This window comes from Streptomyces manipurensis, from assembly GCF_049570255.1.
In the GTDB taxonomy this organism is placed as follows: Bacteria; Actinomycetota; Actinomycetes; order Streptomycetales; family Streptomycetaceae; genus Streptomyces; species Streptomyces manipurensis.
Genome location: NZ_CP186950.1, coordinates 5809362 through 5832440, shown reverse-complemented (window position 1 = coordinate 5832440; position 23079 = coordinate 5809362). Strand labels below are relative to the sequence as shown.

Here is a 23079-nt window from a genome sequence, read left to right as displayed (position 1 = left end):
GCGGCGCCGGTCAGCGGGACGCGGGGGTCGGGCCGCACGTGTCCGAGATGATCGCGGAGAGCCGGCTGATCGTGGGATGGGACGCGGAGCCCTCGGACGTGGCCCGCCACGTGCACGCCCACCCGACCCTCTCGGAGGCGGTCGGCGAGGCCTTCCTGACCCTGGAGGGCCGCGGCCTGCACCAGCAGTAGCGCGCGGCGCCCCGGGGAGGGCGCGGCACGGCCTCGGCCAGGGATTTTCCCCGCAGATCCGGGCAACTGCGGGGCCCGCACAGCAGTAGGGGGCGCGCGCGGCGGGCAGAGCATCCCTTGTGACTCTCCTCCGTGACATGCACTACCCCACCCCGCAGGAGCTCGGGCGCGCCGCCCGAGCACTGGCGGACGCACACCCCGCCGAGGCCCGGCTCCGCCAGGCCGGCTCCTCGCGGGCCGGGCAGCCGATCTGGGTGCTTTCCGTGGCGGCGACCGCGGGGACCGCTCCGGCCGGCCCCGCAAGCCCCGCACCTCCCGCAAGCCCCGTCGGCGGCGTCGGCGGTCCCGGCGACGCCGGCGGCACCTCCCGCCCGGCCCCGGCCGGCCCCGGCGCCCCGGCGCTCGGGGGTGTCCGCAACGTCCTCGTCGTCGCCGGGGCGCACGCCAACGAGCCCGTGGGCGGCGCCACCGCCCTGTCGCTCGCCCGGCGCCTGCTCGACGACCCCGCGCCGCGGGCCGGCTGCGGGTGGCACTTCCTGCTCTGCGCCGACCCGGACGGCGCGGACCTGCACCGCACGCCCAGCCCGGACTCGCTGCTGGACTACCACCGGTCCTTCTTCCGGCCGCCCGGGCCCGAACAGCCCGAGTGGGCGCCGTCTTTACTGCCCGCGGACCGGCTCCCTCCCGAGACGCTGGCACTGACCGCGCTCATCGACGAGCTCCGGCCGGTGCTCCAGGTGTCCCTGCACGCGACCGATCTCGGCGGCTCCTGGGTCCAGCTCACCCGGGACATCCCCGGGCTCGCCGAGCCGTTCGCCGCATCGGCCGCCGAGCTGCGCATCCCCGTGGAGAACGGGGCCTCGGACGCGGCCGGCTGGCCCTCCCCCGGCCCGGGGATCTTCGTGATACCGCAGCCGGGCAGCGGGGCCGCGGGCGCCTTCCACCCGGAGGACACCCGGCTGAGCACCTGGTACCACGCCCACCGCTACGCCGGCACCACCGCGATCGTCGAAGTCCCCATGTGGGCCTCCGACCTGGTGGACGATCCGGCGCCGCACCCCGACCCGCGCGGCGCCCTGCGGATGCTGGCCGGGAGGCTGACGGCGGACGCCGCGCTCGTCGGGGCGGCCCGGGAGGGGGCCCGCCCGGCGCACGGTCTGCCGCCCGGGCCCCCGCCCGCGGCGCTGCCCGCCCCGGCTCCGGGCCCGTACGGGGAGGAGCCGGCCGCCGAGGACCCGGCCGAGGCCGCCCTGCTGCGCGCCGTGGACTGGACGCTCGGGCTGATCCCGCGCATCGCCGTCGAGTGGACCGGCTCCGAGGCACCCGCGGAGGCCACGGCCGCGTACGTCGCGAGCATCGACGCCTTCGGGCGGCGGCTGTCGCTGCGCGCCGCGGCGATGCTGCTGCGGGTGCTGCGCGCCCGGGAGCATCCGGCTGCGCCGGGACTGGACCGGCTCGTCACGGGCTGGTGCGAGGAGTTCGCGGCCCGGTTCGGGGCCCGGTGGGTCCCGGTGGAGGTGCAGGTGGAGCACCAGTCCCGGACGGTCCTCGCGGCCTACGAGCGTCTCGTGGCGGCCGGCCGCGGGACGTGAGCCGGGACGGCCCCTCAGGAGCCGTCCGCCTCCACCGGCAGGGTGAAGCGGAGCACGAGCTCGACCAGCAGGGGCAGGTCCCCGACGCGGGCACGACGGATGACGGGCGTGTGTTCCATGCCGCCATCCTGCGCGGCCGGCTCCCGCCGCGTGCGGGCGGGGTCGCCACAGGGCAGCGGGTCCGCCACAGGGCGGTGGGTCCCGCCCGTCGCGCGGTGGCGTCGGCCGCCCGGCGGTGGGGTCAGCCCGTCGACAGGCGGAAGGTCATGTGGCCGAAGCCGACCTGGTCTCCGTCGCGGACGACGGCCGAGCCCGTCACGCGGCGGCCGTTGACCGTCGTGCCGTTGGTCGAGCCGAGGTCGGTGAGGACCCACGTCCCGTCGCGCATGCGCAGTTCGGCGTGCGCCCGCGAGACCGTCTCGTGGCTGAGGCGCAGTCCGTTGCCGGGGTCGCGGCCGATGCGCAGGGCCGCCGCGCTCGGATGGGGCAGGAGGAGCTTGGGCAGCCGTTCGGCGTTCCAGGCGCGGCGGACCCCGGCGGAGACCGCCGAGACCCGGCCGACCCAGCCGAACAGCCGGTGGGTCCAGGGGCTTTCGGCACTGTCCCGGGACTCGAGGTCGGCGGTGAGGACGGCGAGGTCCTCGGAACGTCGGGCCACCAGGGCGAGTTCCATGCGGCGCAGGAAGGTGTCGTGGGACAGCTTCCCGAGGGCCGCGCCCTCCCGGAGCTGGCCCACGGCGCGGTCCCGCTCGGCGTCCGACAGCCGGGGCGCGGGGAAGGCGGGAAGTTCGAAACTCGACGTCACAGGGTGATTGTCGGCCCGTCGGGGCCGGAGTGTCCAGAACTCCCCCGCTCCGCCCGGAATGATGGGCAGGATACGCATGCTGGGCACCGCCGGAGACGAGGGGACGCGTCCGTGCAGTTCGAGGTGTGGGCACCGCTGAGGGACCGGGTCGCCGTGCGGCTCGGCGACGCGACGTACGCGATGGGACGCGACCCGGACCGGGACGGCTGGTGGATCGCGCAGGCCCCCGCCGAGGAGGGGAGCCGCTACGGGTTCCTGCTGGACGACGATCCCGTCCCGCGGCCGGACCCGCGCGGCCGGCGCCTCCCGGACGGCCCTGACGGGCTGTCGGCCGTCGTCGACGTCGCCGCCCTGGCTCCGTCGCCGTCGCCGTCGCCGCGCCTCCCGCTCCAGGACGCGGTCCTGTACGAGCTGCACGTGGGCACCTTCACCCCCGAGGGGACCTTCGACGCGGCCGCGGGCCGTCTGGGCCACCTCGCCGCCCTCGGGGTCACGCACGTGGAGCTGATGCCCGTGTGCTCCTTCTCCGGCCGGCACGGCTGGGGCTACGACGGGGTCGCGCCGTGGGCGGTCCACGAGCCGTACGGGGGGCCGGCCGGCCTGGCCCGGTTCACGGCCGCCGCGCACGCGGCCGGGCTGGGCGTGGTCCTCGACGTGGTGCACAACCACCTCGGCCCGTCCGGCAACCACCTGCCCGCGTTCGGCCCGTACTTCACCGACAGCCACCACACGCCGTGGGGGGCGGCGGTCAACCTGGACGCGCCCGGCTCCGACGAGGTGCGCGCGTACCTGCTGGGCAGCGCGCTGGCCTGGCTGCGCGACTACGGCATCGACGGGCTGCGGCTCGACGCCGTGCACGCGCTGGCCGACGACCGGGCGCTGAGCTTCCTGGAGGAGCTGTCCGCCGCCGTGGACGCGCTGGCCGCGCACACCGGACGGCCGCTGTTCCTGATCGCCGAGTCGGACCGCTGCGACCCGCGCACGACCACTCCGCGCGCCGCCGGCGGCCTCGGCCTGCACGCCCAGTGGAACGACGACTTCCACCACGCCCTGCACTGCGCGCTGACCGGTGAGTCCCAGGCGTACTACGCCGACTTCGCCGTGGCCCCGCTCGGCGCGCTGGCGAAGACGCTGACCCGCGCCTTCTTCCACGACGGGACCTGGTCCTCCTTCCGCGGCCGCACGCACGGCCGTCCGGTGGACCGCCGCCGGACACCGGCCCACCGGTTCGTCGGCTACTCCCAGACCCACGACCAGATCGGCAACCGGGCGCTCGGCGACCGGCTGTCGGCGTCGCTCTCCCCCGGACTGCTGGCGTGCGCGGCCGCGGTGACGCTCACCGGGCCCTTCGTCCCGATGCTGTTCATGGGCGAGGAGTGGGGTGCGCGCACCCCGTGGCAGTACTTCACCGACCACCCCGACCCGGAGCTGGCGGAGGCCGTCCGCACCGGCCGGCGCAGGGAGTTCGCCGAGCACGGCTGGAAGGCCGAGGAGGTCCCCGACCCCCAGGACCCGGCGACGCGCGGGCGTTCATGCCTGGACTGGGCCGAGCCGGAGGAGGAGGGGCACGCCCGTCTGCTGGAGTGGTACCGCACCCTGGTCGCGCTGCGGCGCACCCATCCGGACCTGCGCGACCCGGACCTGGCGGCGGTCCGGGTCGCCCACGACGAGGGGCGGCGCTGGCTGACCTTCCGGCGGGGCGACGTCCGGGTGGCGGTGAACCTCTCCCCGCAGCCGGTGACGATCGCGCTGGGCCGCAACGGCGTCCGGGTCCTGGCCTCCTGGGAGCCGGTCGGAGACCCCGGACGGGACGGGCGGCTCCACCTGCCGGGCGAGTCGGCGGTCGTCCTCGGGCCCTGACGCCCGAAAGCGGCCCTGACGCCCGCAGGCCGTCTAGGCGACGACGGCCAGGCCGTGCGGGGCGTTGTTGAGGCGGCGGCCGCCGTCCTCGGTGACCGTGACGATGTCCTCGATGCGGACGCCGAAGCGGCCGGGGAGGTAGACGCCCGGCTCCACGGAGAAGCACATGCCGGGCACGAGGGGCTGCTCCTCGCCCTCGACCATGTACGGCGGCTCGTGGGTGGTGACGCCGATGCCGTGGCCGGTGCGGTGGATGAAGCGGTCCCCGTAACCGAACTCGGTGATCACCGCCCGGGCCGCCCGGTCGACCTCCTGGCAGGAGACCCCGGGCCGGACCGCCTCGAATCCGGCCTGCTGGGCCTCGCGGACGATGTCGTGGACGCGCTGCTCCTCCGCGGTCGGCTCGCCGACGTGCACGGTGCGGGAGATGTCCGAGCCGTAGCCGAAGCGCAGTCCCCCGAAGTCGAGGACCACCATGTCGCCGTGGCGGATGACGCGGTCGCCGGCCTCGTGGTGCGGGTTGGCGCCGTTGGGGCCGGATCCGACGACGGTGAAGTCGACCTGGGAGTGGCCGTGCGCCCGCAGCAGGGCGGCCAGGTCGGCGGCGACCTCGCTCTCGCGGCGGTCGGCGAACGGCAGGTGGAGGATCTGCGCGTAGGCGGCGTCGGCTGCGGCCGCCGCGGCGGCGAGACGTTCCAGCTCCCGGTCGTCCTTGACGGCGCGGAGCATGGGCAGGCAGTCGGTCAGGGCCGCGTAGGTGGTGTTCGGCAACTCCTTCTGCAAGCCCAGCAGGTGCAGGGCCCAGGTGTTGTCGCTGACTCCGAAGCGGCCGCGGAAGTCCAGCAGCGGGGCGGCCACGGCGTACGGGTCGGTCCCGTCGGCCCAGTCCCGCAGGGTGAGCGCGGCGGCGCCGGGGGCCCGCGCCGCGTCCGGGGCCTCCAGGGCGGGCACGATGAGCACCGGGTCTTGTCCGGCGGCGAGCACCAGGAGGGTCAGCCGCTCGGTCTCCGCGGTGGGCCGGTAGCCGGTGAGGTGGGTGAGGTCGGGTCCGGGGGCGATGAGCAGCCCGGCGAGTCCCGCGTCCGCGGCGCTCTGCGCGGCCGCGGCCATCCGGGCGGCGTGGTCCGCGGCGGTGAAGGGGGCGGGGCCGGCTGCGTTCGGGTCATCGGTCATACGGGGGATCCTGCCGTGAGCCGTGCCGCGAGCGCAGCGGCCGCGCCGGTCGGGGTTCCGGGCGCGAGGAGCTCCGTACGGTGCACCAGGCGCGGCGCGGACAGCGGTACGGCGGCCCCCGCGCCGCTGCCCGCGGCGGCCGCGGCGACGGTGCGGGGCAGCAGGGCCAGGCCGTGCCCGGCGGTGGCGAGTGCGCAGAGCGCGCGCAGGTCGGTGCCCTCGTAGCGGACGGATGCGCGGGCGGCGGTGAGCGGCAGGCCGACGCCCGGCGCGTCGATCCAGCGGGCGTCGGCGAGGTCCTCCAGGCGGAGGGAGGCGCGGCCGGCGAAGGGGTGCGCGGCGGGCAGCAGCACGGCCAGCTCCTCCTCGGCCACGCCCGTCACGGAGAGGGGGGCGACGTCGGGCAGCCGCAGGGGGTCGCTCGGTGCGGCCGGGCCGTCGACCAGTCCGAGGTCGCAGTCCCCGGTGGCGACGGCGGCGGGCACCTCGGCCGGGGGCAGGACGCGCAGGGTGACCCCGGTGGCGGGGAGGGCCGCGAGCAGCCGGGGGCCGACGGCCAGCGGGGACGCGGCGAGCGTGACGCGGGCGGGCGGGGCGGCGGCCAGCCGCAGTACGTCGGCGCGCGCGGCGTCGAGCCGGAGCAGCAGCGGGCCCGCGTGTTCCAGCAGCCGGACCCCGGCCGGGGTCGGGTGGACGGGGCGGCGGGTGAGGAGCTCGGTGCGCAGGTCGCCCTCCAGCGCGGCGATGTGCTGGGAGACGGCGGACTGGGTGTAGCCCAGCTCGCGGGCGGCGCCGGAGAAGGAGGAGAGCCGGGCCACGGTGACGAAGGTGCGCAGGAGGTGCGGGTCCATGGTCATCAGGATCACTTATCGAAGGTGCACGGACAATCGTTGGCGCTGAAGCAGGAGGCGGCCCCAGGATGATCCACATGACCACCGCAGACACCACAGACACCTCACGCACCACAGACACCGCAGACACCGCACAGACCGCACGCGCCCCGCACTCCCCGGACGGCGCGCACTCCGCGGTGGCCCGGATCGCCCTCGTCGGCGACCGCTCCCCGCACGTGGAGTCCCACACCCGTATCCCGGTCCTCCTCGACGCCCTGGCCTCCCGCGACGGACTCGTCCTCGACGCCTACTGGATTCCCACGGGCGACGCTGCGGCCGAGGCCGCCGCCGGGACCCTGGCCCGTTTCGACGCCGTGTGGGTGCTGCCCGGCAGCCCGTACGCCAGCGAGGCGGGGGCGCTGGCCGCGATCGGGGTGGCCCGCGAGGAGGGCATCCCCTTCCTCGGGACCTGCGGGGGCTTCCAGCACACGCTGCTGGAGTACGCCCGGTCGGTGTGCGGGCTGTCCGGCGTGGCGCACGCCGAGAACGACCCCGGGGCCCCGGACCTGCTGATCGCCCCGCTCGCCTGCTCGCTGGTGGGCCACGAGGGGCTCGTGCGGGCCGAGCCCGGGTCGCTCGCCGAGGCCGCGCTCGGCGCGGAGCGGTCGACGGAGCGCTACCACTGCTCCTACGGGCCCGCTCCGCGGCACCTGCCGGCGCTCACCGCGCACGGGCTGCGGCTCTCGGGGCACGACGAGGACGGACAGGTGCGCGTCGTGGAGCTGCCCGGGCACCCCTTCTTCCTGGCCACGCTCTTCCAGCCGGAGCTGCGGGGCGACGGGAGCAGGCCCCATCCGATCGTCCGGGCCCTCGCCGTGGCGGCCGTCCGGCACGCGGCGGCCCGCGCCGCCGGGGTGACGGGGCGGCCCGCCGCGACCCCGGCAGCAGCCCCGGCCACGGGCCCGGCCACGAGCGGGTCGGGCGGATAACGGGTCGCAGGACCGCCCCGCAGATCGGCTATGCTGTGCATGCACATCGACGGGCGGTCCGCCGCCCCTCGTGGTGGGTGTAGCTCAGTTGGTAGAGCACCTGGTTGTGGTCCAGGTGGCCGCGGGTTCAAGTCCCGTCACTCACCCTGATCCCCGGGTCGCGAGGTCTCCTCGCGGCCCGGGGTTTTTTCGTCCCCCTAGTCGCGGAGGAAGGCCTCCACCTCGGTGACGAAGGCCACGGGGGTCTCGTGCGGCGGGTAGTGCCCGGCGCCGGGGAGGGTGTGGACGCGGCAGTTCGGGTACCAGGCCTGCCAGGTGGCGCGCATCACGTCGGCGGTGAGCGCGAGGTCGTACTCGCCGACCAGGACGAGCACCGGGACGGTGTTGCCCTTGACGGCGGCGGAGAGGTCCAGGGACTGCCAGCTCGCGAGATAGTCGGCGAAGGCCTCCGGCCGGGAGACCTCCAGGGAGTGGGCCACCATCCGGTCGATCCAGTGGCCGCTCGCCCGGTGGCCGGTGACGAGGTCGAGGATGGCGCGCCGGTTGTCCGGGCTCTGCGCGGCGCCGAAGAAGAGCGCGTGGGCGGCGTCGTCCATCTCGTACGGCGCGGCGGGCACGGGGTTGATCCCGACGAGCTTCTCGATGCGTTCGGGGGCACGGACGAGGGCCTGCTGGGCGGCCTTGCCGCCCATGGAGTGCCCGAGCAGGGAGAAGGTGTCCCAGCCGAGCTGGTCGGCGAGTTCGAGGACGTCGTCGGCGATCTCGGGCAGGGTGTGACGGCCGGCGACGTCCCGGCGCTCGCCGTAGCCGCGGTAGTCGAGGAAGGCGTAGCTGAACCCTTCCGGATCCAGGTGGTCCAGCACGGAGCCCCAGTTGGCGGAGGTGCCGAACCAGTCGTGCAGCACGATGACGCGGACGGGTCCGGTACCGATCCGACGGTGGGCGATGGCCATGCGTTCTCCCTCGGTGACGGGAATGGTGACAACCGACGCAGTGAGCCATGCCCACCGCGCCTACCATCACACCGTGAGCCCGACATCGCGCACGGACCGGCTGGTCATGGGGGACTTCTCGCGGCCGGACGGGGCCCGGCACCCCCATCACCCGCGCGGCTACGAGATCACCGACCCCGCCGAGGCCGGTGAGGTCCGGGCGGTCAGGGAGCTCGGGCGCGAGCTCGCCGCCGCGGCCGGCGACGACGACGTGTTCGGCTGCTCGTGCGGGCACGCCGACGGGACCCGGCACGTCACCCCCGCGTCGAACCGGCTGCTGGACCCGCTCTCCCCCGACGGGATCCCGGCCCGCCACCGCGCCCGCTGGGTGGCCGCGGCACCCGGGGCGCTGCGCGCGTACGCCGCGGCCCTCGCCGCGGGCGCCGAGGAGCCCGCGCCGCCGCACGGGGTGCCGCTGAGCGTGGTCTTCGGCTGGCTGGGCGCCGTACGGCAGGAGCCGCGCGACGCGGCGTGGCTGCTCGCCGAACGGGCCCCCGTGCGGCTGCTGGCCGCGGCGGCGACGGGGGAACTGGTCTGGGCGGTGCGGGAGTCGGACCGTACCGGGCTGGAGGGCGCCGTGCGGTTCTTCGCGGGCGAGGAGTTCACCACCCGCCACCCGAAGCGGCGCCGGGTTCCCGACACCGCCCGGGACCTGCTGCTCCGGCACGCCCGCAGCCACCGCCCCGGGGACCTCGCGGTCCTGGAACGGCGGCTGCTGCGCGCGCCGGAGGACCGGATCAGGCGGTCCTGATCGCCGGGTCGGAGACGCCCGGGGCGCCGGTCTCCACGTGCCCCGCGAAGCGCCGCAGGAAGGTGGTGTCGAGGTCGGAGACGACCGTGACGTCGTACCAGCGGCTCGTCGCGGCGAGGTTCACGGTGTGGGTGAGCGTGCCGCCGGCCGCGACCCGGAAGGTCTGGGGCGCGCCGCCGTAGGAGTTGGTCACGGTGAGGTTGACCGCGGCCGTGCCGGAGTTGGTCATGGTCAGGGCGAGGTTGCCGGTGGTTCCCGCGTGGCGGGCCGTGACCTCGGGGCCGGCCTTCTTCGCCGGGCCCTTCCAGGTGCGCAGGAAGCCGTTGGGGCCCCACACCGTCAGGTTGATCTGATTGCCGGTGGAGCTGCTGGTGGACCAGGTGTCGGAGAGGGTCTTGCCCGCCTCGACGGTGTAGGGCCAGGGGCCGTCGGTGCGGTTGCCCGAGGTGCTGTGGAAGTGGGCGCCGAGGGTGGGTCCGGAGGCGAAGGTGAGGGTGAACTTGCCGGTGGAGACGGTGCGGGCACCGTCCACGTACGGGGCGTAGCCGAGGGCGCGGGTGGGCTTGGACCCGGCTTCCTGCGGCGGCAGGGCGCCCGTGGCGGGCGGCGTCGGGTGGTAGGAGGGGTGGCGGTCCTTGTCCGGCGGGACGTACGCGGCCGTGGAGGGCAGGGCGGCGGGGGCGGCGTCGGCGCGGGTGAAGTCGAAGGCCGAGGTCAGGTCGCCGCAGACGGCGCGCCGCCACGGGGAGATGTTCGGCTCCCGGACCCCGAAGCGCTTCTCCATGAAGCGGATCACCGAGGTGTGGTCGAAGGTCTCGGAGCAGACGTAGCCGCCCTTGCTCCAGGGAGAGACCACGATCATGGGGACGCGGGGGCCGAGCCCGTAGGGGCCGGCCGCGTAGCCGCCGCCCCCGGCGTACAGGTCGCCCTTGACGTCGGCGGTGGACAGGCCCCAGGCGGAGGAGGCCGGCGGGTAGGGCGGGACGACGTGGTCGAAGAAGCCGTCGTTCTCGTCGTAGGTGATGAAGAGGGCGGTCTTCGCCCACACCGCCGGGTTCGCGGTCAGCGCGTCCAGGACCTTGGAGATGTACCAGGCGCCGAAGTTCGTCGGCCAGTTGGAGTGCTCGCTGAACGCCTCGGGGGCCGCGATCCAGGAGACCTGCGGGAGGGTGCCGTCGACGACGTCGGCACGCAGCCGGTCGAAGTAGCCCTCGCCCGCCTTGGCGTTGGTGCCGGTGCGGGCCTTCTCGTACAGGGGGCTGCCGGGCTGGGCGTTGCGGTAGCTGTTGAAGTACAGGAGCGAGTTGTCGCCGTAGTTGCCGCGGAAGGCGTCGTTGATCCAGCCCCAGGAGCCGGCGGCGTTCAGGCCGTCGCCGATGTCCTGGTACACCTTCCAGGAGATCCCGGCCGCCTCGAGGCGCTCGGGGTAGGTCTTCCAGCCGTAGCCGAGCTCCTGGTTGCCGAGGACCGGGCCGCCGCCCACGCCGTCGTTGCCCGTGTAACCGGTCCACAGGTAGTAGCGGTTGGGGTCGGTGGCTCCGATGAAGGAGCAGTGGTAGGCGTCGCACACGGTGAAGGCGTCGGCGAGGGCGTAGTGGAACGGGATGTCGTTCCGCGTCATGTACGACATGGTCGTGGCCGTCTTGGCCGGGATCCACTTGTCGTACTTGCCGTTGTTGTAGGCCTGGTGGCCGCCGGCCCAGTCGTGGTTGAGGCCTTCCAGGAACTGCATGCCCAGGTCCGCCACCTGGGGGTTGAACGGCAGGATGTCCTTGGTCCCGTTGGACTGGTGGAAGACGGACTTGCCGTTGTCCTGGAGCACCGGCCGCGGGTCGCCGAAGCCCCGGACGCCCTTCATCGCGCCGAAGTAGTGGTCGAAGGACCGGTTCTCCTGCATGAGGACGACGATGTGCTCGATGTCCTGGAGGGTGCCGGTGGCGCCCTGCGCCGGGATGGAGGCGGCCCGCGCGATGCTGTCGTTCAGCATCGAGAGGGCGGCGGTGCCGCCGGCTATCTGCAGGAACCTGCGCCGGTTGAGTTCTGCCATGGGGTGACGACCTCTGGGTGAGGGGGGAGTCGAGGGGCGCCCCAAGGACAGCGGCCCCCGGGTACCGGACGGGGATCACCTCGTGACAGCACGCCGTACACCTGGCGAACGAAAGGCGTTCCCCGCCCGGCAGGGCGGGGGTTTCAGCGGGTCGCGGCCGGTCCCGCCGGGACCTTCGCCCGGGCGATGAGCAGGTCGAGCAGGGAGAGCAGGGAGGCCCGGACGTCCGTACGGGCGCGGGCGTCCAGCATGAGCACGGGGGTCTCCGGGTCACTCAGGCGCAGCGCGGCGGCGATCTCCTCGGCGGTGTAGAGCTGTTCGCCGTGGAAGCAGTTCGCGCCGACGACGAAGGGCAGTCCACGGCTCTCGAAGAAGTCCACGGCGGGGAAGCTGCGGTCCAGGCGCCGGGTGTCGACGAGCACGATCGCGCCGAGGGCCCCGTTGAGCAGGTCGTCCCACATGAACCAGAAGCGCTCCTGGCCGGGGGTGCCGAACAGGTAGAGGACGACTCCGGCGTCGGTGAGGGTGATCCTGCCGAAGTCCATCGCGACGGTGGTGACGGTCTTGGACTCGATGCCGTCGAGGTCGTCGACGCCGATGCCCGCGGAGGTCAGCCGTTCCTCGGTACGCAGCGGTTCGATCTCGGAGATGGTCTCCACGAGGGTCGTCTTGCCGACCCCGAAGCCGCCGGCGACGAGGATCTTGACCGGGGCCGGTGCCCGGGGGTCGGGTGTGGCGGGCGTGTCATATCCGGGCAAGGTTGTCCCTGATTCTCATGAGCAGGTGGACGTTGGTGGTCTCGGTCGCCGCCAGCGGCGGCCGGTGGTCGATCAGCCCGCGGTCGGCGAGTTCGCCGAGGAGCAGCGTCATCGGGGTGAGGCGGATGTGCATCCTCGCCGCGATCTCGGCGACCGCCAGCCCGCCCGGCGTCGCGCACATGGCGAGGATCGCCTGCCACTCGGTGGGCAGGCCGCCGTGCTCCTCGTCGCCGGCCGCGGCCGTGATCGTGGTGTCCATGGTGAGGACGGTGTGCGGGGCGGCTGTACGGCCGTCGGTGAGGGCGTACAGCCGCGTCCGGCGGCGGCCCGCGGGCTGTGGCTCGTCCTGCATTACGAGGACGGAGCCTGGCCGCGCTCGGGGGTGCCCAGCCACTCGCCGAGCGCCTGGGCGGTCCGTACGGCCTCACCGCCCAGCTCGCCCAGGCGGGCCTTGCGGGAGGTCACCACGATGAGGGTGCTGCCCTCCCCGCAGCCGACGATGCAGAGGTAGCGGTCGTCCATCTCGACGAGCTGCCGGATGACGCGGCCGCCCTCGATCTCGCGGGATATCGCCTTCATGGTGGCCGCGATGCCGGAGGCGGCGGCGGCCATGCGCTCGGCCTGGGGCTGGTCCAGGAGGTAGTCGCTGAGCCTGATGCCGTCGTTGGAGAGCAGCACGGCCCCCTGGATGCCGGCGATCCTGCTGAGGTTGTTGTCGAGGACGCTGTAGATCATGTCGTTCGATGAGGTGGTCATGGCTGATCCCGTCGGAGCTCTGCTTCCACTGTCTGGGTCCCCTGTTCGTAGTCAGCCCAGGCGTCGGCCACCTCTTCGGGTGTCGCGGCGTCCTGCCGGACGGCTGGTTCCGGCGCGCGGGGCGCGCGCAGTTGGTCGGCGATGTGGGTCTGCGGTACGCGCTCCGGCAGGGCCGGCCGGGCCGCGCCCGCGGTGAGGGCGGGCCGGGCGGCCGCGGGAACGCCCGCGGGGCGGACCGCGAGCGCGGGCACGAGCGGCTTCACGGTGCGGCGGCTGGGCAGTCCGGCGCTGGTGCGGGCGGGTGCGTCGGCCTCCGGCGGGACGGGCCCGGTGGCGGCCGGCGCGGTGCCGGTGGCGGGGGCGGCGTCCGCGGGGACGGCGTGCGCGGCGGCTCCGTTCCGGGCGGCGGGCGCTGCCGCGGCCAGGGCGCGGGGGGCGCCGCGGCCGGAGGAGCCCTCGCGGGGGGCGTCCGGCGCGGTCGCCAGCAGCAGGTCGGCGGGGAGGACGACCACGGCGCAGGTGCCGCCGTACACCGAGCGGCGCAGGGTGACGGTCGCGCCGAGCCGGTCGGCCAGGTGGCCGACGACGAACAGGCCGAGCCGGTGCGCGTTCTGCGCGAGGACGGAGTACGGGGGCGCCTGGTGCAGGCGGCTGTTCATCTCCTCGTACCGCTCCGGGCTCACCCGGGGGCCGCGGTCCTCGATCTCGACCGACAGCCCGTCGGCGACCAGTTCGGCGCGGATCACCACCTTGGACTTCGGCGGGGAGAACCGGGTGGCGTTGTCGAGCAGTTCGGCCAGCAGGTGGCTGATCTGGCTGATCGCGCTCGGCTCCACGCTGGTCTCGTCCAGGGCCTGCCGCTCGATGCGCCGGAAGTCCTCCACCTCGGCGGCGGCCTCGCGCAGCAGGTCGGCGACGCGCATGGGTTCGGTGTGCGGGTCGGGGACCTCGCCGCCCGCGAGGATCAGGAGGTTCTCGATCTGCCGCCGCATGCCGACCGTCAGCTGGTCGGAGCGCATCAGCCGGGCCAGCAGGGCCTCGTCGTGGCCGAAGGTGTCCTGGAGCTCCTCGGTGAGGCTGAGCTGACGGCTGACCAGGTTGCCGGTGCGCGAGGCGATGCCCGAGGCGAACAGGCCGAAGCCGTGGCGCTCGGCGGCGAGCCGGCGGTGGCCGTCGACGGAGACGGCGACGGCCCGGGCGAAGGCGTCGCTGACGCGTCCGACCTCGTCGCGCTCCCCGGTCACGGACGGCAGGGTGCCGGGGTCGACGGTCTGGCCGCGCTGGAGACGCGCGACGACGTCGGGGAGGGTCTCCTCGGCCACGGTCACCGTGCGTTCGTGCAGGTCGTGCAGGCGGCGCAGGACGGACCGGGTGGTGAACACGACCACGACGACGACGGCGAGCAGCCCGCCGGCGCTGCCGCCGATCAGCCAGGCCACCTCGCTCTCCAGCTCGGCGGCCTTGGCTTCGCCGCGGGCGAGCACCGAACGCGCCAGGTCGATGTTGAGGGTGGTCATCTGGACGGAGAAGTTGGCGTGCGCGGAGGACCAGCCGGCGACCTCGGCGGGCAGTCTGATGCCGGTGGGGGTGTCCTTGTGCCCGGAGAGGACCGCGTTCTCGATGCGTGTCTTGGTCTGCCAGTCGGCGGATCCGACGACCCGGTCGTAGAAGCGCTGGTCGCGTGCGCCGAGGTGGGGCACGATCAGTGCCTCGTGCAGGTAGCGCTGGGCGCCGAGGGAGCTGACGAACTGGTCGTAGCCGGAGAAGGTCAGGTCGCCGGACGGCCCGGCCAGCGCCAGTACGGTGTCCTCGCGCGCCACCATCTCGGTGGCCTGCAGCATGGAGACCACGGGACGGCTCGCCTGGGCGAGTTCGGCGTCCTCGGCGTGGCTGAACTCCTGCTGGTAGACCTGGATGACCTTGCCGATCGCCTCGGAGTAGGAGGTCAGGGTGGCCTCTGGGGTGCCGCTGCGCAGGTCGGCGCGCTGGCGGTGGGCGGCGAGCCGGTCGAGCTGGCGGGTGACCTCGGTGAAGGACCGCGACGGGTCGACGGCCAGCCGGCGGAACTCGGCCGCGGCCAGGTCGGTGGCCTCGCGCCGGACGCGCAGTTCGCCCTCGGCCCCCGCGGCGGCCGCCCACAGGGCCGCGGTGGCGGTCCGTTCGGCCTGCAGGTCGACCAGGAGCGTGTAGAGCGGGGCGCCGATCCGCTCGGAGGCCTCGACGTCGGACCGCAGTTGGGCCGACTGCTCCAGCAAACGTTGCGCGGACACCGTCACTTGGGTGCCCATCGCGACGGTGGGTACCACGGCCAGCCAGATGAGCAGGGTGCGCAGGCGCACGGTCCGCCACCGGCGGGCCGGTGACTGCCCTCGTATGCCTTCGGGTTCTGTGGGAGACATCGGTCCTCGGGAGCGGGGGACGACGGGCGGGAGGGCGAGGGTAGGCCGAAGGAACGGACCGGGCACGGCTCTGGGACGAAAACATGCGCAACCGGTCCGCCTGCGGCGGGACGTGAGGGTGCCGATCATAACCAGACACCGCCCAGAATCGGATAGATGTCTTCGCCGGCCGGACCGTGCTATCGGATGTGGATCACCGCAGGCCAGGGACCGGTTCGCCGCCTCGGTGGTGCACCGCCGGCGGCGGGGCGGGGCGGGCGCTCCCCGCAGCCCCGCGTGCCGAGACGGCGGCAGGCCCGCCCGGGGGCCGGATTCCGGCCTGCCGGGCGGGCCTGCCGCCGTCGTTCCCCGTGCCCGCGTCAGCCCTCGGCGGGCTTCAGGCGCAGGGAGATGCTGTTGATGCAGTAGCGCTGGTCCGTGGGCGTGGGGTAGCCCTCGCCCTCGAACACGTGGCCCAGGTGGGAGCCGCACTTCGCGCAGCGGACCTCGGTGCGGACCATGCCGTGCGAGGTGTCCGCGAGCAGCTCGACGGCGTCGGTGTCCTTCGGGTCGAAGAAGGACGGCCAGCCGCAGTGCGACTCGAACTTCTCGGTGGAGCGGAACAGCTCGGCGCCGCAGCCGCGGCAGGAGTAGACGCCCTCCGTCTTGGTGTCGGTGTACTCACCGCGGAAGGCGGGCTCGGTGCCGGCCAGGCGGAGGACCTGGTACTCGGACGGGGTCAGCTCCGCCTGCCACTGCTCGTCCGTCTTCTCGACCTCGTACGACATGTGTTTCCCGCTCCCTCTCACCGTCAGCCCGACAGGCGGGCCAGGATCGCCGGACCGAGGTCCGTGACGTCACCCGCGCCCATCGTGAGAACGAGATCGCCGGGCTTGGCCATTCCCGCGATGACGTCGGCGACGGCCGTCTTGTCGTGCTCGGCGGTGACGTCGGCACCCGACGCCCGGGCCGCGGAGATGATGATCTCGCTGGTGACGCCGGGGACCGGGTCCTCGCGGGCGGGGTAGATGTCCAGGACCACGGAGGCGTCGGCGAGGGCCAGGGCCTGGCCCATCTCCTTGCCGAGCTCCTGGGTGCGGGAGAACAGGTGGGGCTGGAAGACGACCAGGATGCGGGAGTCGCCGGCGGCGCCCCGGATCGCCTCCAGGTCGGCGTTCATCTCGGTGGGGTGGTGCGCGTAGGAGTCGATGACCTGGACGCCGGCTGCCTCGCCCTTGAGCTGGAGGCGGCGCTTGACGCCGGTGTACTTGCCGAGGGCGGAGGCCAGGTTGTGCGCCGGGATGCCGAGGGCCACGCCCGCGGCGAGGGCCGCGACGGCGTTGTGGGCGTAGTGGCGGCCGGGGACGGAGACGGTGAAGGTGAGCATCCGGCCGTCGAGGAGCACGGTGACCTCGCTGGTCAGGCCGCGCGGGGTGACCTTGGTGATCCGGATGTCGGCGCCCTCCTCCTCGCCGTACGTGACGACGGTCAGGCCCTGCCGGCCCGCGACGCGGCGGGCGATCTCGGCGGCGCCCTCCTGGCCGTGGGCGACGACCAGGGTGCCGCCGGGCACGATCCTGGCGACGAAGGTCTCGAAGGACTCGTAGATCTCCTCGATCGACGCGTAGTTCGCGTGGTGGTCGAGCTCGGCGTTGAGGATGATCGCGACCTGCGGGGCGTACTTGTGGAACGAGCGGTCGCTCTCGTCGGCCTCGGCGACGAAGATGTCGCCCTCGCCGTGGTGGGCGTTGGAGCCCGGGGCGTCCAGGTCGCCGCCGATGGCGTAGGAGGGGTCCAGGCCCAGCGCGGAGAGGGAGACCGCCAGCATCGAGGTGGTGGTGGTCTTGCCGTGGGTGCCGGCGACGGCGATCGGGCGGAGCCCGTCCATCAGGGCGGCGAGGGCGTCGGAGCGGTGGACGACGGGGACGCCCAGCTCGGCGGCGCGGGCCAGCTCGGGGTTGTCGGCGCGGATGGCGCTGGAGACGACCACGCAGGTGGAGTCGGCGGCGAGGTTCCCGGCGGCGTGGCCGCCGTGCACGGTGACCCCGTGGGCGCGCAGGGCGTCGGCGGTCTCGGAGTCGCCGCGGGCGTCGCTGCCGGCCACCTGCGCGCCGCGCTGGGCCAGGATCTTCGCGATGCCGGACATGCCGGCGCCGCCGATGCCGATGAAGTGGGGCCGTTCCATGGCGGTCGGCAGGCCGGGCTTCATTCAGGTCGCTCCAGGATCGAGTGCGGTGCTGGGGTGCGTGGGGCCGTGTCGGGCTCCGCGGCCCAAGCCTATTCGTTGTGGGCGAAGAGCTTGAGCACGGGAACGCCGACCTTGTGCCGGGCGCGGGAGGCCCAGTCGCGGTGGAAGAACTCCTCGACGAAGTGCGGGGCGGTCAGGACGATCACCTCGTCGGCCCCGTTCTCCTCCACGACGGCCTTGAGTCTGTCGAGGGGGTGGGCGTCGATGAGCTGGCCGACGGCCTTGGCCCCCTTGCCGCGCAGGGCGTTCAGGGAGTGGGCGAGGGCGTGTGCGGCGGGGCCGCGGGCGGCCTCGCCCTCCGGTTCGTCACCCTCACGGATGGCTTCCGGGAGCTCACCGAGGGCTACGTCGTCGATGGCGCGCAGCAGTCGGTCCTGGTCGCCGCGCGGTTGCATGAGGACGATGAAGGAGACCGGGTCGTCCCCGTGCAGGCTGGTGACGAAGTCCACGTCCACCGTGGTCAGCGGCTGCTCGATCATCAATACGCTCGTGAACACGGACGCCCTCTCCTTCATGGGCCGAGGCCGGCCGGCCGGCCCCTGCGGAAACCATCCTGCCCCGCTGTCGCACGGGGCTCGCGCAGGTATATGTGCCCAGCGGAAGCAAAGCGGAACGACAAATTCCGCCCCTTGTCAGATCCGACGGTAGCGGGTGAACAGGAACCCGGCCTCCTCCAGTACGCAGGCGGGCGCGAGCCGGTGCGGAACCGTGACGGAAGGGCCTCCGGCGATCCGCTGGGCGCCGCCCGCCGTCAGCGTCGGGGAGATCGTCAGGCACAGCTCGTCCAGCACCCCCGCGGCCACGAACTGGCCCAGCAGCCGGGGGCCGCCCTCGGTGAGCTGACGGCGCAGCCCCCGGCCGGCGAGCTCCCGTACGGCCCGGCCCGCGTCCACGGCGGCGCCCTCCCCGGCGACCACCACCTCGACCCCGGCCCGTACCGCCTCGGCCACCCGGTCGGCGGGCGCCCCGGCACCGGTGACCACCAGGGTCGGCACCAGCGGGGAGGTGAACAGCGGCAGGGAGAAGTCCAGGTCCAGGCCGGAGGTGACCACGGCGATGGCGGGGGCGGGACCCTGCCCGGCCGCCGCGCGGCGCGCCGCGAAGGCCTCCCGGGCGCGGGCCGGGCGGTAGCCCTCCTGGCGAACCGTTTCCGCGCCGACGACCACCACGTCGGCCAGCGCCCGCAGGGTGCCGAAGATCCGCATGTCGGTCTCGCCGGAGATGGGCTGGGAGCGTCCCTCGTGCTGGGCCGCCCCGTCCAGGGAGGAGACCATGTTGGCGCGCAGCCAGTGCCCGTCCGCCGCCAGGGCGGGGTATGCGTAGGCGTCGGCGAGCTCGTCGAGCGACCACTCACGGTCCGCCCCGTCCTGGCCGGGGGCTGGTGTCTGATCGGTCACAGGGAACAGGCGTCGCATCGGTGCAGTGTGCCACGCCCCGTAGAGTTGAGTGCTGTGTCGACATCACTCCCCACCTCCGGTCACACCTCGGGCCGCCCCCCGATAGCCGACGCCGGGCCCCTGGCCCTGTGCGCGCGCGAGCCCCGGGTTCCCGCCGAACGGCTGGTGGCCGAGATGGTGCCACCGCCGCGGTTCGACTCCGTCCGCTTCGACACCTACAACCCGGACCCGGCCCAGCCGAGCCAGTCCGAGGCGGTCACCGTGCTGAGCGGCTTCGCCGCCGGTCTGGGCGGGGCGCACGCGAGCGGCGCCGGAAAGAAGCGCTGGTTCTCGAAGAAGCCCGCGGCCCCGGCCGCCCCGCGCGGGGTCTACCTCGACGGCGGCTACGGCGTCGGCAAGACCCACCTGCTCGCCTCCCTGTGGCACGCCACCCCGGCCGAGCCCGCGCTCAAGGCCTTCGGCACCTTCGTGGAGCTCACGAACCTGGTGGGCGCGCTCGGCTTCCAGCAGACCGTGCAGACCCTGGGCGGGCACCGGCTGCTGTGCATCGACGAGTTCGAGCTGGACGACCCGGGCGACACCGTGCTGGTGTCCTCCCTGCTCAGCCGCCTCGTGGAGCAGGGCGTGGCGCTGGCCGCCACCTCCAACACGCTGCCCGGCAAGCTCGGTGAGGGCCGCTTCGCCGCCGCGGACTTCCTGCGGGAGATCCAGGGGCTGTCGGCGCACTTCCGGCCGCTGCGGATCGACGGCCAGGACTACCGCCACCGCGGCCTGCCCGAGGCCCCGGCGCCGTTCTCCGACGAGCAGGTCACCAAGGCCGCGTACGCGACCGAGGGCGCGAGCCTGGACGACTTCCCCGGCCTGCTCGAACACCTGGCCAGGGTGCACCCCAGCCGGTACGGCGCGCTGACCGACGGGCTCACCGCCGTCTGCCTGACCGACGTCGTCCCGGTGCCGGACCAGTCCACGGCCCTGCGCCTGGTGGTCCTCGCCGACCGGCTGTACGACCGTGAGGTCCCCGTCCTGGCCTCCGGGGTCCCCTTCGACCGGCTGTTCAGCGAGGAGATGCTGAACGGCGGCTACCGGAAGAAGTACTTCCGCGCCATCTCGCGGCTCACCGCGCTGGCGCGCGACGCGAAACCCCTGGTGTCCCAGTAGGTTTGGGGGCGCCGGGCTCCCCCTTCGGGAGGCTGGCCGTTTCCCACTCCTGCGAAGGGATCACCATGGCCACCACGCGTCACGCGCACACCGTCTGGGAAGGCGACCTGCTCAAGGGCAAGGGCGTCGTCACCCTCGACTCCTCGGGCATCGGTTCGTACGACGTCTCCTGGCCGGCCCGTTCCGAGGCCGCGAACGGCAAGACCAGCCCGGAAGAGCTGATCGCCGCCGCGCACTCCAGCTGCTTCTCGATGGCGCTGTCGCACGGCCTCGCGGGCAAGGGCAACCCGCCCACCCGCCTGGAGACCAAGGCCGACGTCACCTTCCAGCCCGGTGAGGGCATCACCGGCATCCACCTCACGGTGGAGGGCGAGGTCCCGGGCCTCGACGACGCCGCTTTCGTCGCCGCCGCCGAGGAGGCCAAGAAGAACTGCCCGGTCAGCCAGGCCCTGACCGGCACGACGATCACCCTGAGCGCCAAGCTCGCCTGATCGCGGCACTGCCGAGGGGGTGCGGGCCGTCGCATGCGCCCGGCCCGCACCCCCCTCAGGCCGTCGCCAGCTGCGGGATCAGCCGCATCGCGTTGTCGTGGTAGATCCCCTGGAGCTGTTCCGGCGTGAAGGCCGGGTCCGCGTCGAGGGCCGGCAGCGCCAGATCGGTGACCGTGTCGGCGGGGGCCGCCGGCCAGTCGGTGCCGAAGAGGACGTGGTCGGCGGGGACGTGTTCCAGCAGAGTCGCCGCGGGCGCCATCGGCCCGGCCGTGTCGTAGTAGAAACGGCTCAGGTGGTCGCGTACGGCGGCCGACTCGACGCGCGGCTCGCAGAACCGGCCGAGGGCCTCCAGACGCGTCGCGATGTACGGCAGGAAGCCTCCCGCGTGCGGCAGGACCACCGAGATGTCGGGGAACCGGTCCAGCGTCCTGCGGCTGATCATGTTCACGGCGGCGCGCGTGGTGTCCAGCAGGAAGTCGCACATGAAGTTGGGGATGCCCGGGACCGTGGCCGCGCCGGGCGGGCCGTCCGGCAGGTTGTGCGGGTGGGTGTCCACGACGGCCGCGTGCTCGTTCAGCTCGTGGAACAGCCGGTCGTAGGTCGGATCGCCGAGGTAGACGCCCCCGTAGTTGGCTGTCACGTTGACCCCGACCGCGCCGAGCTGGCCCAGCCCGCGGCGCACCGCCCACGACGAGGCCTCGGGATCGTCCAGGAAGAGCGGCACGTAGAACGCGAACCGCCCCGGGTGCGAGGCCGCCACCTCGATCATCGAGCGCAGGGTGATGTTGATGGCCTCGCGCAGCTGCGCCGACGAGCGGTAGCGGGCCGGCAGCATCGGCTTGAGGACGGCGGTGGTGATGCCCGCGCCGTCCATGAAGCGGATCGCGTCCTCGGTGCCCAGCCGTGTCCACGGGGGCAGCCGCTCCACGTCGACCAGCCCGTGGTGCACGGCCCACTCGCGCCACTCGGGCGCGCAGTAGTGGTGGTGCATGTCGATCTTCGAGTGGCGCGTGCGCGAGGGTTCCGGGACCTGCGCGGTGTGGCCCCGCGCGACCCGGACGACCTCGCTGGTGCCGACCGCGGCGATGCGCAGTTCGTCCGCCGGGGTCCCCAGGAGCCGCAGTGCGGGGGTGCTCACGGAATCCGTCATGCCAGTCAACCGCCCATCGGGAGTGGGGTCAGGTGCCGGAGGCCACAGAGGCCAGGGTGGGCTCGCCGGGGTCGGTGTCCCGGCGGGACGGACCCAGGACGACGCGGAGGTGTTCGAGCCCCCGGAACGCCGCCACCGGCCCCTTCATCCACGCTCCGGCGGGCTCCTCCCCCTCGGCCAGCTCCATGGCGGGGAACTCGCGCAGCAGCGAGCCGAGCGCGATCTCCAGTTCCAGCCGGGCGAGCGGGGCGCCGAGGCAGTAGTGGGTGCCGTGCCCGAAGGCCAGGTGCGTCGACTGCAGACCCTCGCGGGTCACGTCCAGCTCGTCGGGGGACGCGAAGCGCTCCGGGTCGCGGTTGGCCGAGGAGATCGCGATCTGCACCAGGGAGCCCTCGGGGATCACCGTGCCCCGGATCTCCGCCTCCTGCGCCGCGTACCGGAAGGTGGAGGTCTCCACCGATCCCTCGAAGCGCAGGATCTCCTCGACCGCCCGCGGGACGAGCGCCGGGTCCTCGCGCAGCTTCGCCGCCTGGTCGGGACGGAGCAGCAGGTTCAGGACGGAGTTGCCGATCTGGTAGGCGGTCGTCTTGTGCCCGGCGAAGAACACCACCCAGAGCGACGCGACGAGTTCGGCGTCGTCGAGGCGTTCCTCGGCCTGGATCAGGTCGCTGAGGAAGGAGTCCGACGGGTGGGCCCGGGTGTCCGAGATGAGCCCCTCCAGCCGGTGCTGGAGCCGTTCCTCCGCGGCCTTCAGCTCGGCCCGGCGGCTGGGGTCGAAGCGGGAGCGCGTCACCACGGCGAACTGCTCCAGGATCTCGGGGCGGTCCTCCGGCGGGATGCCCATCAGCTCGCACAGCACGGCGATGGGCAACGGGAACGCGAAGGACGTCATCAGGTCGACCGTCCCGGCCTCCCCGCACGCGCGCAGCAGGTCCTGGGTGATCTCGGTGATCCTCGGCCGCATCTCCTCCACCCGCCGCGGGGTGAAGGCGCTGCGCAGGATGCGGCGCAGCCGGGTGTGCCGGGGCGGGTCCGAGAAGAGGACGTTGTCGTCGAGGGCGTCGAAGAAGCTGCCGTACACGGCGTGGTAGGTGTCGATGGCGCCGTGCATGTCCTTGCTGAAGCGCGGGTCCGACAGCGCGTCGCGGGCGTCGTCGTGGCGGGTGATCAGGTACGTGTCCACGCCGTGCGGCGGGGTCAGCCGGCACACCGGGGCCTGTTCGCGCAGCGCCGCGTACAGGGGGTGGGGGCACTGCCGGTACTCCGGCGCACCCCTGGAGACGGCCGACACGATCTCGTGCAGTTCTCCGCCGCCGCTTGGTGCCGCGTCCTGCTGTGCCATGTTCCGCACCCTCCGTCGCACTCGCCTTCTGCGGACTCACCGGTTCCCCGGGCCGGTGTGCCGCGAAACGGCACCGCTCCCGTTCGAGTGAGCGGCGGCGGGCCCCCGCCGCGCCCGCGCCCGCGTCCGGCCGCCTCCCGGCGGTCGGCCGATCGGCGGTCGTCCGTC

At 73.9% G+C, this 23079-nt stretch carries 21 protein-coding genes, 1 tRNA gene and 1 pseudogene; 8 read left to right on the top strand and 15 right to left on the bottom strand.

Going from position 1 to position 23079, the window contains the following annotated elements; all coding sequences use genetic code 11:
• Positions 1-26: 26 nt before the first annotated feature.
• Positions 27-191: pseudogene (locus ACPU2J_RS26725) on the top strand (dihydrolipoyl dehydrogenase); the annotation flags it as partial.
• A 119-nt stretch (positions 192-310) separates the two neighbouring features.
• Positions 311-1783: a M14 family zinc carboxypeptidase gene (locus tag ACPU2J_RS26720; protein ID WP_423834179.1), complete on the top strand. Its 1473-nt coding sequence runs from the start codon at positions 311-313 to the stop codon at positions 1781-1783.
• A 241-nt stretch (positions 1784-2024) separates the two neighbouring features.
• Here ACPU2J_RS26720 and ACPU2J_RS26715 read toward each other — a convergent pair whose 3' ends face one another.
• A complete protein-coding gene (locus ACPU2J_RS26715; RefSeq protein ID WP_391346061.1) occupies positions 2025-2588 on the bottom strand; it encodes an FHA domain-containing protein in 564 nt (187 codons plus the stop codon).
• 111 nt (positions 2589-2699) lie between these two features.
• Here ACPU2J_RS26715 and treZ point away from each other — a divergent pair, with 111 nt between their 5' ends.
• Entirely contained in the window at positions 2700-4448 is a 1749-nt protein-coding gene (treZ, locus tag ACPU2J_RS26710) for a malto-oligosyltrehalose trehalohydrolase (protein WP_423834178.1), read from the top strand.
• A 33-nt stretch (positions 4449-4481) separates the two neighbouring features.
• On the opposite strand, the gene ACPU2J_RS26705 is transcribed toward treZ, so the two are convergent.
• A complete protein-coding gene (locus tag ACPU2J_RS26705; RefSeq protein WP_423834177.1) occupies positions 4482-5621 on the bottom strand; it encodes a M24 family metallopeptidase in 1140 nt (379 codons plus the stop codon).
• Positions 5618-6472 carry a LysR family transcriptional regulator gene (locus tag ACPU2J_RS26700; protein ID WP_420082328.1) on the bottom strand — a complete coding sequence of 285 codons (855 nt, stop codon included), beginning with the start codon at positions 6470-6472 and terminating at the stop codon, positions 5618-5620. Before ACPU2J_RS26700 ends, ACPU2J_RS26705 begins: the two co-directional genes overlap by 4 nt.
• Before the next feature lie 77 nt (positions 6473-6549).
• Between ACPU2J_RS26700 and ACPU2J_RS26695 the strand changes: the two genes are divergently transcribed.
• Positions 6550-7443, top strand: a complete 894-nt coding sequence (locus ACPU2J_RS26695; protein ID WP_423834176.1) for a CTP synthase C-terminal region-related (seleno)protein — start codon at positions 6550-6552, stop codon at positions 7441-7443.
• 73 nt (positions 7444-7516) lie between these two features.
• Positions 7517-7589, top strand: a tRNA-His gene (locus ACPU2J_RS26690).
• Positions 7590-7640: 51 nt separating this feature from the next.
• Here the strand turns inward: ACPU2J_RS26690 and ACPU2J_RS26685 are convergent.
• Positions 7641-8396 (bottom strand): alpha/beta fold hydrolase, encoded by a 756-nt coding sequence (locus ACPU2J_RS26685; protein WP_423834175.1) that lies wholly within the window; start codon positions 8394-8396, stop codon positions 7641-7643.
• A gap of 73 nt (positions 8397-8469) precedes the next feature.
• On the opposite strand from ACPU2J_RS26685, the gene ACPU2J_RS26680 reads away from it, so the two are divergent.
• Entirely contained in the window at positions 8470-9186 is a 717-nt protein-coding gene (locus ACPU2J_RS26680; RefSeq protein WP_423834174.1) for a hypothetical protein, read from the top strand.
• On the opposite strand, the gene ACPU2J_RS26675 is transcribed toward ACPU2J_RS26680, so the two are convergent.
• The 9 genes from ACPU2J_RS26675 to ACPU2J_RS26635 form a co-directional block, all read right to left on the bottom strand.
• Complete coding sequence (locus ACPU2J_RS26675) at positions 9173-11233, bottom strand: phosphocholine-specific phospholipase C (RefSeq protein ID WP_423834173.1); 2061 nt, start codon at positions 11231-11233, stop codon at positions 9173-9175. The two genes, ACPU2J_RS26680 and ACPU2J_RS26675, sit on opposite strands and share 14 nt — an antisense overlap.
• A 143-nt stretch (positions 11234-11376) precedes the next feature.
• On the bottom strand, positions 11377-11991 hold the full coding sequence (locus tag ACPU2J_RS26670; RefSeq protein WP_420079253.1) for a GTP-binding protein: 615 nt from the start codon (positions 11989-11991) through the stop codon (positions 11377-11379).
• Entirely contained in the window at positions 11978-12343 is a 366-nt protein-coding gene (locus ACPU2J_RS26665) for a DUF742 domain-containing protein (protein ID WP_420079254.1), read from the bottom strand. The genes ACPU2J_RS26670 and ACPU2J_RS26665 overlap by 14 nt, the downstream gene beginning before the upstream one ends.
• Complete coding sequence (locus ACPU2J_RS26660; protein ID WP_361588859.1) at positions 12343-12747, bottom strand: roadblock/LC7 domain-containing protein; 405 nt, start codon at positions 12745-12747, stop codon at positions 12343-12345. The genes ACPU2J_RS26665 and ACPU2J_RS26660 overlap by 1 nt, the downstream gene beginning before the upstream one ends.
• Positions 12744-15086: a nitrate- and nitrite sensing domain-containing protein gene (locus ACPU2J_RS26655; protein ID WP_423834172.1), complete on the bottom strand. Its 2343-nt coding sequence runs from the start codon at positions 15084-15086 to the stop codon at positions 12744-12746. The genes ACPU2J_RS26660 and ACPU2J_RS26655 overlap by 4 nt, the downstream gene beginning before the upstream one ends.
• Before the next feature lie 419 nt (positions 15087-15505).
• On the bottom strand, positions 15506-15913 hold the full coding sequence (gene msrB, locus ACPU2J_RS26650) for a peptide-methionine (R)-S-oxide reductase MsrB (RefSeq protein ID WP_361588864.1): 408 nt from the start codon (positions 15911-15913) through the stop codon (positions 15506-15508).
• 23 nt (positions 15914-15936) lie between these two features.
• Positions 15937-17334: a UDP-N-acetylmuramate--L-alanine ligase gene (gene murC / locus ACPU2J_RS26645; RefSeq protein WP_420079256.1), complete on the bottom strand. Its 1398-nt coding sequence runs from the start codon at positions 17332-17334 to the stop codon at positions 15937-15939.
• Positions 17335-17402: 68 nt separating this feature from the next.
• A complete protein-coding gene (locus ACPU2J_RS26640) occupies positions 17403-17870 on the bottom strand; it encodes an indole-3-glycerol phosphate synthase (RefSeq protein WP_361588869.1) in 468 nt (155 codons plus the stop codon).
• Positions 17871-18005: 135 nt separating this feature from the next.
• Positions 18006-18788 carry a pyrimidine reductase family protein gene (locus ACPU2J_RS26635; protein ID WP_420079258.1) on the bottom strand — a complete coding sequence of 261 codons (783 nt, stop codon included), beginning with the start codon at positions 18786-18788 and terminating at the stop codon, positions 18006-18008.
• A 36-nt stretch (positions 18789-18824) separates the two neighbouring features.
• Here ACPU2J_RS26635 and zapE point away from each other — a divergent pair, with 36 nt between their 5' ends.
• Both zapE and ACPU2J_RS26625 read left to right on the top strand, forming a co-directional pair.
• The gene (gene zapE, locus ACPU2J_RS26630; RefSeq protein ID WP_361588874.1) at positions 18825-19928 is read left to right on the top strand and encodes a cell division protein ZapE; all 1104 of its coding nucleotides are present in this window, start codon (positions 18825-18827) and stop codon (positions 19926-19928) included.
• 65 nt (positions 19929-19993) lie between these two features.
• Complete coding sequence (locus tag ACPU2J_RS26625; RefSeq protein WP_365078377.1) at positions 19994-20419, top strand: OsmC family protein; 426 nt, start codon at positions 19994-19996, stop codon at positions 20417-20419.
• Between the two features lie 55 nt (positions 20420-20474).
• Here the strand turns inward: ACPU2J_RS26625 and ACPU2J_RS26620 are convergent, their stop codons facing one another.
• Both ACPU2J_RS26620 and ACPU2J_RS26615 read right to left on the bottom strand, forming a co-directional pair.
• On the bottom strand, positions 20475-21557 hold the full coding sequence (locus ACPU2J_RS26620) for an amidohydrolase family protein (protein WP_423834171.1): 1083 nt from the start codon (positions 21555-21557) through the stop codon (positions 20475-20477).
• 40 nt (positions 21558-21597) lie between these two features.
• Positions 21598-22911: a cytochrome P450 family protein gene (locus tag ACPU2J_RS26615; protein ID WP_420079261.1), complete on the bottom strand. Its 1314-nt coding sequence runs from the start codon at positions 22909-22911 to the stop codon at positions 21598-21600.
• Positions 22912-23079: the final 168 nt, after the last annotated feature.

Excerpts from the sequence above, each read along its gene's own strand:
- ACPU2J_RS26625 (WP_365078377.1), top strand. The coding sequence starts at position 19,994 with ATGGCCACCACGCGTCACGCGCACACCGTCTGGGAAGGCGACCTGCTC.
- murC (WP_420079256.1), bottom strand. The coding sequence starts at position 17,334 with ATGAAGCCCGGCCTGCCGACCGCCATGGAACGGCCCCACTTCATCGGC.
- ACPU2J_RS26705 (WP_423834177.1), bottom strand. The coding sequence starts at position 5,621 with ATGACCGATGACCCGAACGCAGCCGGCCCCGCCCCCTTCACCGCCGCG.
- msrB (WP_361588864.1), bottom strand. The coding sequence starts at position 15,913 with ATGTCGTACGAGGTCGAGAAGACGGACGAGCAGTGGCAGGCGGAGCTG.
- ACPU2J_RS26615 (WP_420079261.1), bottom strand. The coding sequence starts at position 22,911 with ATGGCACAGCAGGACGCGGCACCAAGCGGCGGCGGAGAACTGCACGAG.
- ACPU2J_RS26695 (WP_423834176.1), top strand. The coding sequence starts at position 6,550 with ATGACCACCGCAGACACCACAGACACCTCACGCACCACAGACACCGCA.
- ACPU2J_RS26685 (WP_423834175.1), bottom strand. The coding sequence starts at position 8,396 with ATGGCCATCGCCCACCGTCGGATCGGTACCGGACCCGTCCGCGTCATC.
- ACPU2J_RS26700 (WP_420082328.1), bottom strand. The coding sequence starts at position 6,472 with ATGGACCCGCACCTCCTGCGCACCTTCGTCACCGTGGCCCGGCTCTCC.
- ACPU2J_RS26665 (WP_420079254.1), bottom strand. The coding sequence starts at position 12,343 with ATGCAGGACGAGCCACAGCCCGCGGGCCGCCGCCGGACGCGGCTGTAC.
- ACPU2J_RS26660 (WP_361588859.1), bottom strand. The coding sequence starts at position 12,747 with ATGACCACCTCATCGAACGACATGATCTACAGCGTCCTCGACAACAAC.
- ACPU2J_RS26675 (WP_423834173.1), bottom strand. The coding sequence starts at position 11,233 with ATGGCAGAACTCAACCGGCGCAGGTTCCTGCAGATAGCCGGCGGCACC.
- ACPU2J_RS26635 (WP_420079258.1), bottom strand. The coding sequence starts at position 18,788 with ATGCGACGCCTGTTCCCTGTGACCGATCAGACACCAGCCCCCGGCCAG.